General features: G+C 50.3%; 13 protein-coding genes. All 13 read right to left on the minus strand.

What is annotated here, in order from left to right; genetic code table 11:
• Positions 1-274 precede the first annotated feature (274 nt).
• Complete coding sequence (locus AB1611_13045; GenBank protein ID MEW6380514.1) at positions 275-1,414, minus strand: DUF4340 domain-containing protein; 1,140 nt, start codon at positions 1,412-1,414, stop codon at positions 275-277.
• A 16-nt stretch (positions 1,415-1,430) separates the two neighbouring features.
• Positions 1,431-3,038 (minus strand): Gldg family protein, encoded by a 1,608-nt coding sequence (locus AB1611_13050; GenBank protein ID MEW6380515.1) that lies wholly within the window; start codon positions 3,036-3,038, stop codon positions 1,431-1,433.
• Between the two features lie 12 nt (positions 3,039-3,050).
• Positions 3,051-3,767, minus strand: a complete 717-nt coding sequence (locus AB1611_13055; protein ID MEW6380516.1) for an ABC transporter permease subunit — start codon at positions 3,765-3,767, stop codon at positions 3,051-3,053.
• Positions 3,768-3,769: 2 nt separating this feature from the next.
• Positions 3,770-4,708: an ATP-binding cassette domain-containing protein gene (locus AB1611_13060; protein ID MEW6380517.1), complete on the minus strand. Its 939-nt coding sequence runs from the start codon at positions 4,706-4,708 to the stop codon at positions 3,770-3,772.
• A gap of 34 nt (positions 4,709-4,742) precedes the next feature.
• Entirely contained in the window at positions 4,743-5,552 is an 810-nt protein-coding gene (locus tag AB1611_13065) for a tetratricopeptide repeat protein (GenBank protein MEW6380518.1), read from the minus strand.
• Entirely contained in the window at positions 5,549-7,423 is a 1,875-nt protein-coding gene (locus AB1611_13070; protein MEW6380519.1) for a BatD family protein, read from the minus strand. The genes AB1611_13065 and AB1611_13070 overlap by 4 nt, the downstream gene beginning before the upstream one ends.
• The gene (locus tag AB1611_13075; GenBank protein MEW6380520.1) at positions 7,413-8,216 is read right to left on the minus strand and encodes a tetratricopeptide repeat protein; all 804 of its coding nucleotides are present in this window, start codon (positions 8,214-8,216) and stop codon (positions 7,413-7,415) included. Before AB1611_13075 ends, AB1611_13070 begins: the two co-directional genes overlap by 11 nt.
• Positions 8,217-8,328: 112 nt before the next feature.
• Complete coding sequence (locus tag AB1611_13080) at positions 8,329-9,360, minus strand: VWA domain-containing protein (GenBank protein MEW6380521.1); 1,032 nt, start codon at positions 9,358-9,360, stop codon at positions 8,329-8,331.
• A 1-nt stretch (position 9,361) separates the two neighbouring features.
• The gene (locus tag AB1611_13085; protein MEW6380522.1) at positions 9,362-10,366 is read right to left on the minus strand and encodes a VWA domain-containing protein; all 1,005 of its coding nucleotides are present in this window, start codon (positions 10,364-10,366) and stop codon (positions 9,362-9,364) included.
• Between the two features lies 1 nt (position 10,367).
• Positions 10,368-11,066: a hypothetical protein gene (locus tag AB1611_13090; GenBank protein MEW6380523.1), complete on the minus strand. Its 699-nt coding sequence runs from the start codon at positions 11,064-11,066 to the stop codon at positions 10,368-10,370.
• Positions 11,057-11,935, minus strand: coding sequence for a DUF58 domain-containing protein (locus AB1611_13095; GenBank protein ID MEW6380524.1), 879 nt, complete (start codon positions 11,933-11,935; stop codon positions 11,057-11,059). Before AB1611_13095 ends, AB1611_13090 begins: the two co-directional genes overlap by 10 nt.
• A gap of 23 nt (positions 11,936-11,958) precedes the next feature.
• Positions 11,959-12,945, minus strand: a complete 987-nt coding sequence (locus tag AB1611_13100) for a MoxR family ATPase (protein MEW6380525.1) — start codon at positions 12,943-12,945, stop codon at positions 11,959-11,961.
• A gap of 174 nt (positions 12,946-13,119) precedes the next feature.
• Positions 13,120-14,592, minus strand: coding sequence for a DegQ family serine endoprotease (locus tag AB1611_13105; protein ID MEW6380526.1), 1,473 nt, complete (start codon positions 14,590-14,592; stop codon positions 13,120-13,122).
• Positions 14,593-14,657 lie beyond the last annotated feature (65 nt).

The following is a 14,657-nucleotide window of genomic DNA, read 5'->3' on the forward strand; positions in this document are numbered from 1 at the left end:
CCCTGATTTATCACAAAAATCCCTTCAATCAAAGCAAAATAATCCGAAAAATTTCTTGAGAATGTTTTTCTATCTCCTCAATATTGCTATGTTTTTACCCCTATTTTTCCTCACTCTGAATTGCTGAAGAGGGGAAAGGGAGGCATCAGGGAACCCCTGTGGCAGGATAGGGTGTGGGGGGATGATGAAGGTGCACAGGCTCAAGCGCCTGTGCACATTTACATTGTTTCCCCCCCCACCTAACCTCAAGAGGGAAAATTTAAGAATCTCCGGCCTACTCACCCTTCGGCGGGGCTTTTGGTACAGCAGGCGGTGTCACCGGCATGGAAGGCGGCATCTTGAGTGCAGAGGGACCCTGCGGAGTGCCAGCCTGTGATTTGCCCCCTAAGTCAGCGGGGTTCTCTCCCGCCGGCAAAGCATTTGCCCCCGCTTGCCCGCCGCTATTCGGATCAGCCTGAGCTGGTGGTGGAGGCACTTCCTTCAGTTCCTCGAAACTCTTGCTGAGCTTATCGATATGGTATTGAGCAACCAGATAAACCACATCCTTTTCTGCCTTAACGTAATACTGGTTCTGCTCGTTCTTCTTGCCGATGCTGATCTTTCTCTCGGTCCCGTCTGCCAGGAATACGGATACCTGTCTGGCAGGAGGCGTCAGGTTGTATTCGGCGAATTTATCCGGCTCTGCCTTGAGAAGATCGATAGCCCGAAGCCGGGACAGGGTATTGGCCATATCATCAGCCAGATTTTTTTTAGCCTGCGCCTGCTGCTGGTTGGGGTCGGTCAACTGCCATTTGTCCTTATCCTTTTTCAGGGATATTTTCCTGTCCGCTTCCACGATTTCGATTTTGGAGATATCCTCAGGAGTAAATTTAGAGACATTCAGGTCATACCAGTTTTTCAGCGTGCGGCTGAAAGCCGACCGCAAATGATACCCTTCGCACAGGAGCACTTCATTGGAGTCAGCCTTGCGAAGGTAGGTACTCATAAAGTCCGGGCCAGTCTTGCCGACGAAAAAATCAGCCAGGACTTTCTTTTTGCCATCACTGATCTTGACTTTAATCCCCTTATTGGGATCAACCTCATAAAGCTTCTGGTTTTCAGGATTTTTGGAAACTACATTGGCAGCTTTTTTAAGCTCGGCTATGGACTCGAGGGCCTTTTTGACCAGTTCCTCATCAGCGGGGAATCCTGCGATCTTCCATTCCTGACCTTCCTTGGCCAGGGAAACGGCCTCTTCCTTGCCGTCCTTGGCGGCATCCTTGTTCCGGACATCGATCAGGCTGGCTGCATCGATGGTAAATTCCGGAAACAGGCTCGATGGCTGGACCGTACCTTTTGGACGCTCCAGCAGATAGGCAAGCAAGACCAAAAAAACCAGAGTAATGAAAAGAACGAGAGTTTTTTTGAATTTCATGCGCTTATCTCCTTTGCTAATCCAACCAAGCGGTTTTTCGTCTGTTGCTCATATAGGCTCTGGCCAGCCCAAAAATAATGAGGACTACTGAGACCCCGAAGATATTGAGGTACCTGATGGTGGTTCGCTGATTAGGTTCGGTGGGTTTCAGCGGATGTTCGGTATTTTCACGGGAGCGGATGCCGATAAGAGCATCGCCCATGGTCAGCCAGTCGACACTGTTTAAAAAGAAGCTCGCGTTTTCGCCAGGCTGATAATACCCGTCGGTGATCAGGCGGGAATTTCCGACCACGAGAATCTGGGTTTGAGGGCTTTCAGGAATGACTTGTTCCTGTCCTGTTTCAGGTGGCGGTGGGGGTTGCATTGGATCAGCGGCTTTTGGCGGAACCGGCTTATTGGCAAAAAAGCTTTTAAACTTGCCCACGACCAGGGCTGCCAGGGGAATGCTCTTCATTTCGGCAGGCGGGTTGAACTTCTGACCGGGATCGAGGTTATAGCTTCCGCTTTCGAGCCATCCATGGGGAGATGTTTTTGCCAGGACGGTTCCTTCTGCTCCCAGGGTTTTAAGTCGGCCGGTCAGGAGTTCCAGGGAACTGGTCCAGGGAAAGGTAATGGAGCCAAGCTTATTGACGATCGGGCTTTTCTGATCCAGATTCTGGGCGATTGCCTTCGGCCAGAAGGGGTAAGGAATCCGGAAACTGAAAAATCCCCGGTTAAACCCTACGGTAGCGCTGTAGCGATCCAAAGCCAGATCGTTATTGACCTTGACTCCGTAATGGCTCAGCATATCGTCCAGGTTGTGTTTGACCTGCTGGGACTGGAGCATGTTCTTCTTATCAAGTTTTATCGTATCCACAAGAAAAATGGCTTTGCCGCCGCGCATGATGAACTGATCGATCTCATACTGGGCCCGCTCGCTGGTCTCCTCCGGCCCCATGACAATGAGGGTGGTGACTGAGGCAGGGATTTTTTCCCCCTTTTTCAGATCAAGAACATCCACCGTATACTGCTTGCTCAGATCCTCCCTGACCCTCGTAGTTTCTTCATTGAGCTCCTGCTCCGGCCTGTCCGTCAGAAAGGCCACTGTTTTCGGTTCCTTCTGGGTAACCCGGATTATGGCGCTGGTCAGATCGTACTCGAGGTTTCTGGTATCCTGAATTACCGGGATGGTTTCTTTCTTATCCTGGTAGAGGATCATCATCCCAAGATAAACATTGGTCAATTGAGCCTGGTCTTTCTGAAAGACATTCAACTGGACTTTCGGTATACCGATAAAATGCATCCTTTGCTCCAGGGTCGGGTCCGAGGCAGGATCGATGAATTCGATCTGAAGGTTGCCGCCGCTATAAGCCTTGTATTCATCCAGCATGTCCTGTACCTGGCTGTTCAAGGTGGCCAGTTGCGGAGGCAACTCCTTGGAAAAGTATACCTTGATATTAACCACATCATTTAATTTGGCCAGGGCAGTCTGGGTGGATTTCGATATGCTGTACATCTTCTCTGCCGTAAGGTCAAGACGCTTGAAATGACGGATGGAGAGGAAGTTGACGACCGCCAGAATCCCCAGCAGGATAAGAGTTACCAGAAAAAGGTTGCTGCTGTATTTTACTTTTCTCAATCCCATAATTATCTCCAATTATCTCCATTTCCGGCTTTCGACGGATCGAATGTTAAGGAATAAGAAGAAGATAATGACTGACACATAGTAGATAAGATCGCGGGAGTCGATAACCCCTCTGCCGATGCTTTCAAAATGGGACCCCAGACCGAGGAAGTTAAAGAGCGGGGCCAGCCAGCTCGGCAACGCGGTAATCACGATCTGCTCGCCGATGATAAACAGGGCAAAGCAGGTAAAGATACTGATAATGAATGCCACGATCTGATTTTCAGTCAGGCTGGAAATGAACAGGCCGATCGAGAGGTAGGCAGCCCCCATGAGGAGCGCTCCCAGATATCCCCCGATGATCGGGCCAATGTCTGGCTTGTTCAGGTAAAAAAGGGTCAGGGGAAAGGTAAAGGTCAAAAGTACGGTAATGGCCAGGAAGAGAAAGGCGGCCAGAAATTTACCCGTGACAATCTCATAGTCATTGAGCGGAAAGGTCATGAGAAGCTCGATCGTCCCCAGCTTTTTTTCCTCAGCCCACATTCTCATGGTAACAGCCGGGACGAAAAAGAGAAATTCCCAGGGGAGAATGGAGAAAAAGGGCCTCATGGTGGCTTCTCCAATCAGAAAAAATCCCCGGAAGAACAGCCATCCGCTGAAAACCAGAAAAGCGGTTATAAAGATATAAGCAATCGGAGAATTGAAGTAGCTCCGGAATTCTTTCTTGAAAATAGCGAATATATTGCTCATAGCTAATTTTCCTCAGTGGTAAGTTGTTTAAAGACATCTTCCAGGGTAATCTGGGTTCTCATGAGCTCGGTTAATGACCATTTGTTATCGACCACCAGCCGGAAAAGTGATTCCCGGATATCCATTCCCTGCCGGCTTTTGACCTCGAATCGGTGGCCTCCGTTTTCCGAAGTCAAAAGACGAAACTCCTGAACACCTTCCAGGGCACCCAGTTGCTCCTGGATTTTATCGGAAGGCCCGTTAACAGTAATATAGACAGTTTCTCCTCCCCCCTGAGCCTGAGTTGCCAGCTCCTCCGGTGTTCCGCTGCCGACGATCCGGCCATCTTTGATGATAATAATGCGGTTACAGGTGGCCTGCACTTCAGGCAGGATATGCGAGCACAGGATAACGGTTTTTTGCTGGCCGATCTCCTTGATCAGACTCCGGATTTCGATGATCTGGTTGGGATCAAGGCCGGTGGTCGGCTCATCGAGGATAAGGACATCCGGATTATGGATCAGCGTCTGCGCCAGTCCCACCCTCTGACGGTATCCTTTGGACAATTGTCCGATGTTCTTGCCCAGTTCCTTGTCCAGCCCACACAGATGGGCTATTTCCCTGATCCTGCTTTTCCGTTTGGCCTGGGGAATTTTGCGGATTTCAGCCACGAATTTCAGGTAGTCGATGACCCCCATATCGTGGTACAGGGGAGTATTCTCCGGGAGATAGCCGATCTTCTCCCTGACTTTGAGGGAATCCTCAAGAGTATCCAGCCCGTCCACAGTGGCTTTGCCTTCATCCGGAGGCATATAGCAGGTCAGGATTTTCATCGTGGTACTTTTCCCCGCGCCGTTCGGTCCCAGAAATCCCAGAATCTCACCTTTCTGGACCTCGAAAGAGATATTATCTACAGCCAGGGTCGGGCCGTATCTCTTGGTAAGATTGGTTACGGTGATCATAATTTATCTTTTCCTTTCTCATGATGTTATAAGTTTAAAATGAGATTTTTTGAATATATTCGCTCTGCACCCAACCATTCAATCCGTTTTTGATGGTAATCTGAAGCCAATCCCCCCTTTGCTGATGAATTGAAAAGGTTGTCCCTTCATGCAGGGAAAAAAGAGTGGCCAGATTTTCTTCGGGGCCGCTTTTGATTTCGACTGCTTTGGAAATAATGACTCCGAATTGGGCTGTCTTTAATTGAGAGATTCGATAGAAAAGCACCCCTGCGGCCAGAATAAATATGGCCAAAAAGAGGGTTAAAAGGTGAAACAGCCTCTTTCTGACACTCTCCTCTTTTTTCCGGATAATAAGGATTCCCAACAAAACCAGAATAAGATAGATGCCGGTATTCATCAGGGTCAGTTCGTTCAGGGTCAGAAAATTGATTGCTTTCTCTCCCAGGGAGAGCAGCGCGGAAGGGTGTGATTCAATCTTATCGACAGTCAGGGAATGAGCATAAGCAAGATTCTTCTGGATATCCTCATCCCGGGGAAGGAGCCGACTGGCTTTCTCATAATAAAGAATAGCCCTCCCCAATTCTCCGTTCTTGAAATAGGCATTTCCCAGGTTATAGTAAATAAAGGGGTCCTGGTATCCCTGTCGGATAAGGTCAAGGTAGCATTGAATAGCCTCGGAATATTTTTGTTTCCCGTAATATTCGGTAGCCTGCTTGAACCGGTCAAGGCCCGATAACTTCGCTGTGCTCTCCCCTCTCGCCGGGGAGGAAGCACCGATGATCAGGCAAAGGAGAAAAACGAGGAGCAGTGGATATCCCTGAGAGCGAGTGCTGTTTGTGGTCATATTTTCTCCCTGGTAGCTTTTTCGAGGTTGTAAATAACCTGTTCCGCTTCGGCCAGTAAGCTCTTTCGTGCCCGGCCATTACTGGATGCAGCGGCAAAGCGTGCATAATCGCATTCATCGAGGCAGTGCTGCAGCTGGGTCAATACTTCCCGCGTTACTCCAAGGGCTTGAAACTGCTCAACCATCTGTTGACTGGTGAGCCCTGCGGCCTGGACATTGAGCTTGTCAGCCGCATATTCGGTCAGAGATTTTGAGACCGCAGCATAAAACTCCTTCTCCTCTCCTTTCTTATCGTGAAGGAGTGCCTGGCCAAGTTTTTTTCTGGCCAGCCGGTGTGCCCGCTTCAGCCGGGCGTACCGCTGATCTCCCTGGAGCTTTTGTGCCCGCCGGTCCATCACAAAACAGGCAAGGAGTACAAGAAGCGGAACCAGAAGGAAACTTAAGAATACCTTATTGTCGAAGAAAAATAAATCTTTTTTTAAAAATTTCAGGTCCGTTTTAATATATTGGATATCTCTCCGGGTTAAGGTGACTTCCTGCTGATAAACCGGTGCCCTGTTTCCGCCGGAAGCGGGAGAGCCTGCCGTAACAGTACGCTGGTCCGGGGCCGCCGGAGCTATTGATACCAGGATAGGATCAGTCGTCAGGGTATGGTATTTTTCATCCTCCGGATTGAAAAAGGAAAAATGGAGCGATGGAATTTGCAGGTTTCCTGCATTGCGGGGAATCAGGAGAAAGTCAAAGCACTTTTCACCCTGCAGCTCATTCTGTTTAATCAGATTTTTGGTGCTCGTGGTATCATACTTCTGAAAGCCTTCCAGGGTGGAGAATTCAGGTTCCGGCAGGCTTTCGATGTAGCCGGCCCCCTTAATCCTGACATGCAGGGTAATGGGCTCGTTTTGAACACCGCTTTTTCGATCCACCTTGGCCGAAAGGGTAAACTTGCCAACCGCTCCGCGAAAATCCGCAGGTTTTCCCTTCTCAGGCAGGGGAAGCACCTCGATCGTAATCGGCTCTGTTTTGAGCATCCGGGGGGGTGAAAAGAACCCTGCCTGATAAGACAGGGTGGCAGGTCCGATGGTGTGCTTTCCCGGACTCATGGGAAAAAGTGCCCGTTTGATTTCCTGAACCCGGTACTGCCTTCCGTCAACAACCCTGATATCAGATGTGGCGGGTGCCTCCAGGTCCTCCACCCAGAAACCTTCCAGAGGAGCCTGCTGATAAGAGGGACTTTGCCATAAATCGATCCGCCGGTAGAAGCCAAAGGTCAGAATAATCTGCTCATTCACATAGGCTTTGGTTTTGTTGACCGTGTTGGTGATAAAAATATTCCCCCGCGCTGGCCGCTCTTCCGCATCTCCCCACGGATCGGCTGAGCGGGGTGGCAGAGGAGAAGGGGCATATGGCTGCTGAGGAGACCGGGATCGTGAAGAGTCACCTGGTGAAGCAGCCTGCGATACAGTTACCGTGATCGGCTCAGTCTGATAGGTCCTGCCTTCGTGAGACAGTTTGATGGCTCCAATGGTGAGCTTCCCGGAGGCTTCAGGCCGCAGGATATATTTTATGGTCTTTGATACGGAGACCTTTCCGTTAATCCAGGAAAAGTTTGATCCCTGGTAGGAGTTGACAACCGAAAAGCCCGGCAGATCCGGGAGCTCAGGATCGGGAAGAGAGCCGATATTTGAGCCCTCGATAACCACGGACAGGGAGAGGTGGTCATCGAGACTCAATTCGGTCTTATCAACCGAAGCCTGAATCGAAATGGATTCAGCCCGGGCTGCACCCGCCATGAGGAAGGTACAAAGGACCAGGAATATCAGCGTGGCACTATACCGCCTGGTTTTTTCAGCCGGCATGCTCCTACCAGTCATATTCGACATCTCTTCCTCCTCCTTCTCCGTGCTGCTGCTGCTGCTGCATCAGACGGAGTTGCTCCCGGACCTTTTTTTCCCGCTCATCCAGGGATTGCAGTATCCTGAGGGCATCCTCTCTGGACATCTTCTGATCTTTCTTGTCCTGGTTCCCGGAATCCGGCTTACTCATGGCCGCCTCCTGCTGCTGCCGGTTTGGGTCCTGCTGAGCAGATTTTGCCTTTTCCTGCTCGCTGTTCTTTTGATCTTTCCGGTCCTGCTGGTTTCCCTGTTTTTGCTGGCCTTGCTTATTCTGCTGATCCTGTTTGCCCTGTTGATTCTTCCGGTCTTGCTGGCCCTGCTTGTTTTGTTGGTCCTGTGGGTTTTGCTGTTGATTCCGGGCCATCTCTTTCAGTTTTCGTTTGGCCAGTTCCAGGTTGAATTTGGCATCCTGGTCATCAGGCTCAAGGCCGAGAGATTTTTCGTACTGCTTGACAGCTTCGGGAAAATCATTCTGGCGGAATTTACAATTCCCAAGGTTATAGTGGGCTTTGGCCTGCACGGTACGGTCTTTTGACTGGGCCGCCTTGTGGTATTCTTCCGCTGCCTGCTCGAACTTCTCCTGCTTGAACAAAATATCCCCAATATTGAAATGGAGCACTTCCGATTCAGGATGGTCGAGCTGGGCATCCAGATATTCTTTTAATGCCTCCTCATACTTCCCCTGAGCATAGAGCTCATTCCCTCGTCTGGTTTTATTGATGAACGGGTTAGTCCAGGCCGTGCAGCAGGGGGCTGCCATAAAAAACAACATAACCACACAAACCCAAAAGAACAGAGGTGGAAATACCCTGCTCCCCTCTGTGTCTCTGTGTCTCTGTGGTTTCTTTTCCCCAAGGTACTGGTGATTCCTCATGGCCAGTTTCTTATTCAAAACGTCCCTCCCAGGTTTTTTTAACCTTGCGGTGATCCCCGAGGAAGAATTCCAGAAGTAACAGGAGAAGGGCTGGAAATAAAAAGTATACAAACCGGTCCTCATACTGGATATATTTTTTCGATTGGAGATTTTTTTTCTCCATATTGTCTATATCCTGATATACTCTGTCGAGCTCCAGTTCGGCAGTGGCTGCATGGTAATATTCCCCGCCGGTCAGGTGGGCGATTTTTTCCAGGGTAGTCTGGTCCAGTCTGGACATGATGATCTGTCCGTGTCGGTCCTTTTGATAGCCAAGATGTGCTCCGTTCTGATCCCTTATGGGGATAGGCTCTCCCGCTTCCGAGCCCAGGCCGATAGTATAGATCCTGATCCCATCCTGCGCCGCTTCTTTGGCGGCCTCGAGAGGCTGACTGCTGTGATCTTCTCCATCTGTCAGCAGAATGAGTACCTTATATTTTTTTTCTTCCTGGATAAAAGCCTTCCGGGCCTGCTGAATAGCCTCGCCAATTGCGGTCCCCCGGATGGGGACCGTTTCCGTATCAATTATTCTCAACAGAATTTTCGCTGCTGCATGGTCCAGGGTCAGGGGACAATGGACCATGCTGGTCCCGGCAAAGCAGATGAGGCCGATGCGGTCTTGCGGTAATTTATCGATCAGTCTGGCAATCTCATGCTTGGCCCTCTCCAGCCGGTTCGGTTTGATGTCCTCGGCTAACATGCTCTTGGAGGTATCGAGAGCGATTAGAACGTCGATTCCCTTCCGGTGGATAGTCTGCATCCTGACTCCCCACTGCGGGCGGGCCAGAGCCAGAATGAGGAGCGATAAGGCCAGGAGCACAAGTACGATCTTGCGGGCGGGCCTTTTCAACCCGGAGGAAGAGGAGGAAAGCTTGTGCAGGAGCAGCGGATTTCCAAACCGCTGCACGGCTTTCTGCCTTCTCCCGTCCGCCCAGAGACAGAAGAGCACCAGAGCGGGAATGAGCACGAAAAGATAGAACCATTGTGGATCAGCGAATCTCATGTTACGGTATTGTCCTGAATCGGGTATTTTCGAGAATAATACTGATAGTGAACAAAAGGAGAGCTATAGGTATAAGATACTGAAACAATTCTCTATACTCCATGTAATGCTTGACTTCTCTCTTGGTCTTTTCGAGGCGGTCGATCTGCTGATAGATTTTTTTGAGACTGTCTCTGTCTATTGCCCGGAAATACTGTCCGCCGGTAATTTTGGCTATTTCCTTCAGGGTTTTCTCATCCATCTGAGTCAGCACCGGACGTCCGTCCGGCCCTATGATATATCTTTTGCCATAGACAGGATCATAAACCGGAATTGGCGCTCCTCCCTCCCTGCCGACTCCTACCGTATATACTTTAATGCCGAAGGACTGGGCTATCCGGGCAGCGGTGATGGGATCGATCTCCCCCCGGTTATTCTGGCCATCGGTGAGCAAAATCACGATCTTGCTTTTAGCCCTGGTATCTTTCAGCCGGTTTACACAATTGGCCAGTGCCATGCCGATTGCCGTTCCATCTTCCAGCATATCGAACTGAACATTTTCCAATAAGCTGAGCAGGACGCTGTAATCCGAGGTCAGAGGGCATTGAGTAATGGATTGTCCGGCAAAGACAACCATGCCGATCTGGTCCGAATCCCTGCCTCGGATGAATTCGGAAACCACCTGTTTGGCCACATGAAGCCGGTTGTTGGGTTTAAAATCTTCAGCCCGCATGGATCCTGAAGCATCGATGGTCAGCATGACGTCAATCCCCCGGGTGGTAATGTCCCTGTTCTTTTTTCCCGCCTGCGGCCTGGCCAAAGCCAGAATAATCAATGCTGCGGCCGTTGCCTTCAGAATAAAAACCAGATGCCGGTAGCGGAGCGACCGGGAAGGCCGTATCTGCTTCAGCAGGCTGATATCCGAAAACCGAAGAGTTGCCTTTCTTCGCCTTCTGGTCAGGTACCAGAAAACCATGACCGGAATGATGAGGAGCCACCACAACTGATATCCATACATGAATCGCATGTCACTTCAGCTCCACTGCCTGCTGTCCCTGCCGGACAGGGATGTCCTCCCGTGCCTCCCGGCTGCTGCTGTCCGCAGGCCGGGTATGGTCAATTATCTCATAGGCCATCCGGTACCTGTGTTCCGTTTCCTCCATCTGCGGGATGTACTTGGCAAACTTGACCAGATCGCATCCGCTTAAAAAATCCGAAATCAGCATCCTGTGCTGAACCTGAAGCGGCTGGTCCCGGAGATCGTGCAGCAGCTCTTCGGTTGTGGCCTCAAGAGCATTGATCTGATAGCGCCGGGCAAGGTATTGGCGGATGATCTCGGATAAGCGAAAATAGAATTCCTTGATTTTCCCATCTTGCTTGAAATCATTCCAGAGCCTTGTTAACTCCGCCAAAGCGGCCTCGTGGGCAGGCAAGGGGGTAATCTCTTCATCCGAAACCCTGGAAACCTTCTTCTTCCAATAATGGTGGATTCCCCACCAGGCCAGAAGTAAGGCGGCTGCGACCAGCCCTCCCCAGAGCAGCGCTTTCCAATAGGGAGCCCAGTTTCTTTTCATCTCGAGAGGCGGTTTGATATCCTTGATATCCTCCGGAGCCGTTTCAGCAACCCCGGGCACATATCCGGCAGGAGCAGCCACCACAGGGTGAAAAACAGAAAAACTCATGAGTACCATCAGAAAGAGAACAATCTGAATTTTCATCATCGCCATCTTTTGGCCCTCATCCGGAAAAATTTATTCAATTCATCCACATATGGACGGTCGGTTACTACCTCGATGGAGTCCAGGCTCAGGGAGCGAAAAAGCTTCTGTCTCTCTGCCCGCTGCCGGTCGCTGGCCTGAAAAAACATCTCCCGGAAAGCCCGATCGGAGGTATCGATCAGGATTGTCTCTCCGGTTTCAGCATCTTCCAGCTCAATCAATCCTGCATCCGCAAGCTGCACTTCCCGGGGATCGGCGATGGCAATGGGAATGAGATCATGCTTTTGAGCAACGATCTCAAGAGCCTTCCGGTAGTCTGAGGAAAAAAAGTCGGAAATAAGAAAAGCAACACATTTTCGCCGGCTGACCCGGTATAAAAACTCGAGGGCTGCGCTCAGGCTGGTTTGCCGGCCTTGAGGCTGGAAATACAAAAGCTCCCGGATAACCCGCAGGACATGCTTTTTCCCCTTTTTCGGGGTGATGAACTTTTCGATCCTGTCGGTAAAGATAATGAGGCCCACCCGGTCATTGTTCTTGATCGCTGAAAAGGCCAGAAGGGCACAGATTTCAGCCGCTATTTCGCCCTTCATCTGCCGGGCAGTCCCGAACTCTCCGGAAGAGCTGGCATCTACCAGGAGCATCACCGTAAGCTCCCGTTCTTCCCGGTACTGCTTGATATGCGGATGGCCAGTCCTGGCCGTTACGTTCCAGTCGATAGACCGGATATCATCACCCATCTGGTACTCGCGGACTTCTGCAAAGTCGATCCCCTGGCCCTTGAAGACGCTGTGGTATCCACCGGCCAGAAGATCGTTGACCAGACGGTTGGTGTAGATTTCGATATGCCTGATTTTCTGAATGATTTCCTTGGGGAGCATAGCCGTTTATTATGGCACTTCTCTTATGGTACTTCAATCTTATCGAAAATCCTCTGGATGATTTCTTCCGAGGTAATGTTTTCGGCCTCTGCCTCATAGGTAACAATGACACGGTGGCGCAGGATATCCACCCCAAGGGACTTGATATCTTCAGGAGTAACATACCCCCGCCTTCGCAGGAAAGCATGGGCCTTGGCCGCTCTGGTAAGGTAGATCGTGGCCCGCGGAGAGGCACCGTACTCGATCAATCCGTCAAAGTCAAGGCCGAACTTCCGGGGCTCCCGCGTGGCAAAGATAAGGTCAATGATATAATCCTTGATCTTGTCATCTATATAAATATCATTCACGATAGCCCGTGACCGGATAATATCCTGAGGTGAAACGACCTGGGAAACGGGAATCTCCTCTCCAGCCACCATCCGCTCAAGAATCTGCCGCTCTTCCTTTTTGTCGGGATAGGAAAGGCGGACCTTGAGCATGAAACGGTCCACCTGGGCCTCCGGCAGAGGATAGGTGCCTTCCTGCTCGATGGGGTTCTGGGTGGCCAGAACGAGGAACGGGTCTTCCAGAGGGTAGGTTTGATCCCCGATGGTTACCTGCCGCTCCTGCATGGCTTCAAGGAGTGCACTCTGAACCTTGGCCGGTGCGCGGTTGATCTCATCGGCCAGAACCATATTGGTAAAAATCGGTCCTCTTTTCGGAACAAAACTTCCATCTTTCTGATTATAGATCATGGTCCCGATCAGGTCAGCCGGAAGCAGGTCAGGAGTAAACTGAATTCGCTGGAACCGGGTTTTAATAATCCGGGAAAGGGTTTTGATCGACAGGGTCTTGGCCAGACCCGGCACCCCTTCCAGCAGAATGTGACCATTGCAGAGTAAGCCGATAAACATCCGCTCCAGCAGGTATCGCTGGCCGACAATTACTTTTTCCAATTCCCGAAAGATATTCTCGACGAAGGCGCTTTCCTCCCGCACCTTGTCATTGATGGCACGAATATCGTAATCCACCGTTCAATCCTCCCCGAAAGTATAGCTCAAAACAAAGCTCATGGAATAATGAAAAAGGGACTTCACGGATTAGATAAAATTCCTTATAACCCATTTGTCCCTTTTACGGTATGTCCGTACAACAGCACAAGAATCTGCGAATAGTTCAAACCAATGCAGGAAAGATTGGTATAATTATTTCTCCTTGATAGCAGTATACAGTAAATGGTCGTCCTCACGTTTAATAAGAAGGAGCAGGGTCTTTCTATTCTTTTTGGCTATCTTCTGGAATTCACTGACATCGGTAACTTTTTGCCGGTTAGCTTCCATGATAATATCACCCCTGCGGATATTTGCCCTGTCCGCTGCACTGCCGGGGGTAACATTGGTTACCAGAACGCCGGTGGTTTCGGACAGGTCGAAATGGTCAGCCAGTTCCGGGGTAATATTCTGAAGGCTCATGCCTAATTCGGTTTCCACCGGACCTTTTGCCACCTGCGCCTCGCCGGTGAAGGTTCCAATCTCGACCGTGACTTCCTTCTTCTTCATATCCCGGATAATTTCCAGCCGGACTTTGGTTCCCGGACGGGTAAGCCCTGCCATTCTGGACAGATCGGTGTATTCGCTGATCTCTTTTCCGTTAAAGGAAATGACTACATCCCCCTGTTTGAGTCCTGCCTTGTCTGCCGGGCTTCCTTCCACAACTTCTGCTACCAGGGCTCCCTTGTTTTCTTTCAGCCCGAAGGATTTGGCCAGGTCAGGAGTAACTTTTTGAATGACCAGTCCAAGCCAGCCCCTGGTGATTTTTCCCTTCTCTTTCAGCTCCGGCATGGCCTCTTTGACCATATTGATGGGAATGGCAAACCCGATTCCCTGGCCTTCAGCCGTAATAGCCGTGTTGATGCCGACCACTTCTCCCCTGATATTGAGCAGCGGGCCTCCGCTGTTGCCCGGATTGATGGAAGCATCGGTCTGGATAAACGAATCATAGGGCCCCTGCCCGATCGGCCGCCATTTGGCACTCACGATCCCGGCAGTTACGGTATGCTCCAGGCCAAAGGGATTGCCAATGGCTACAACCCATTCTCCGATTTCCAGCCGGTCAGAGTCTCCGAACCTGACGAGCGGCAGATCTTCCTTGGCCTCGATTTTCAGGAGAGCAATGTCCATGTCCTCGTCGGACCCAATGACTTTGGCTTCGTACTCGTTTTTATTGGTCAGGGTGATCTTGATATCTTCGGCATCCTTCACCACGTGATTGTTGGTAAAAATATAACCGTCTTTGCTGATGATAAAGCCCGATCCCAGGCTTTTCCTCTTCATGTCGCCTTTTGGTATCCCGAAGAATTTGTTGAAAAAGTCATCACCGAAAAAGTCCCGGAAGGGGTCGTTCATGGGAGCACGGAATTGAAAATTCTTGACCACCTGGGTGGAGCTGACATAAACGACAGCCGGATTTGCATCTTTGGCGATTTTAACGAAGATATTGCCGGGAATGAAAGTTCCTGCTGGTTCAGCAGGCGGCTCTTTCGGTCTGGTATTGGTCTCAAGCTGGACTGCGGTACTGTTTCCCGTCCAGTTGAAATGCGAGGCGATCATGATCCCGATGAACACCGAAATGAGACAGGATACAACAATTCCCGGTACAATAAGCCTTTTTTTATCCATCCTCTTTTTCTCCTCCATTCGTTAGAAATTGAATAATTATTGTACTACACTCGAATTTGTTTATC

It is taken from the genome of bacterium, from assembly GCA_040755755.1.
Classification (GTDB): domain Bacteria; phylum SZUA-182; class SZUA-182; order DTGQ01; family DTGQ01; genus DTGQ01.

Coding starts and splice junctions, on each gene's coding strand:
- AB1611_13085 (MEW6380522.1), bottom strand. CDS start 10,366: ATGCGATTCATGTATGGATATCAGTTGTGGTGGCTCCTCATCATTCCG.
- AB1611_13070 (MEW6380519.1), bottom strand. CDS start 7,423: ATGACTGGTAGGAGCATGCCGGCTGAAAAAACCAGGCGGTATAGTGCC.
- AB1611_13055 (MEW6380516.1), bottom strand. CDS start 3,767: ATGAGCAATATATTCGCTATTTTCAAGAAAGAATTCCGGAGCTACTTC.
- AB1611_13105 (MEW6380526.1), bottom strand. CDS start 14,592: ATGGATAAAAAAAGGCTTATTGTACCGGGAATTGTTGTATCCTGTCTC.
- AB1611_13095 (MEW6380524.1), bottom strand. CDS start 11,935: ATGCTCCCCAAGGAAATCATTCAGAAAATCAGGCATATCGAAATCTAC.
- AB1611_13060 (MEW6380517.1), bottom strand. CDS start 4,708: ATGATCACCGTAACCAATCTTACCAAGAGATACGGCCCGACCCTGGCT.
- AB1611_13080 (MEW6380521.1), bottom strand. CDS start 9,360: ATGAGATTCGCTGATCCACAATGGTTCTATCTTTTCGTGCTCATTCCC.
- AB1611_13075 (MEW6380520.1), bottom strand. CDS start 8,216: ATGTTGTTTTTTATGGCAGCCCCCTGCTGCACGGCCTGGACTAACCCG.
- AB1611_13090 (MEW6380523.1), bottom strand. CDS start 11,066: ATGGCGATGATGAAAATTCAGATTGTTCTCTTTCTGATGGTACTCATG.
- AB1611_13065 (MEW6380518.1), bottom strand. CDS start 5,552: ATGACCACAAACAGCACTCGCTCTCAGGGATATCCACTGCTCCTCGTT.
- AB1611_13045 (MEW6380514.1), bottom strand. CDS start 1,414: ATGAAATTCAAAAAAACTCTCGTTCTTTTCATTACTCTGGTTTTTTTG.
- AB1611_13050 (MEW6380515.1), bottom strand. CDS start 3,038: ATGGGATTGAGAAAAGTAAAATACAGCAGCAACCTTTTTCTGGTAACT.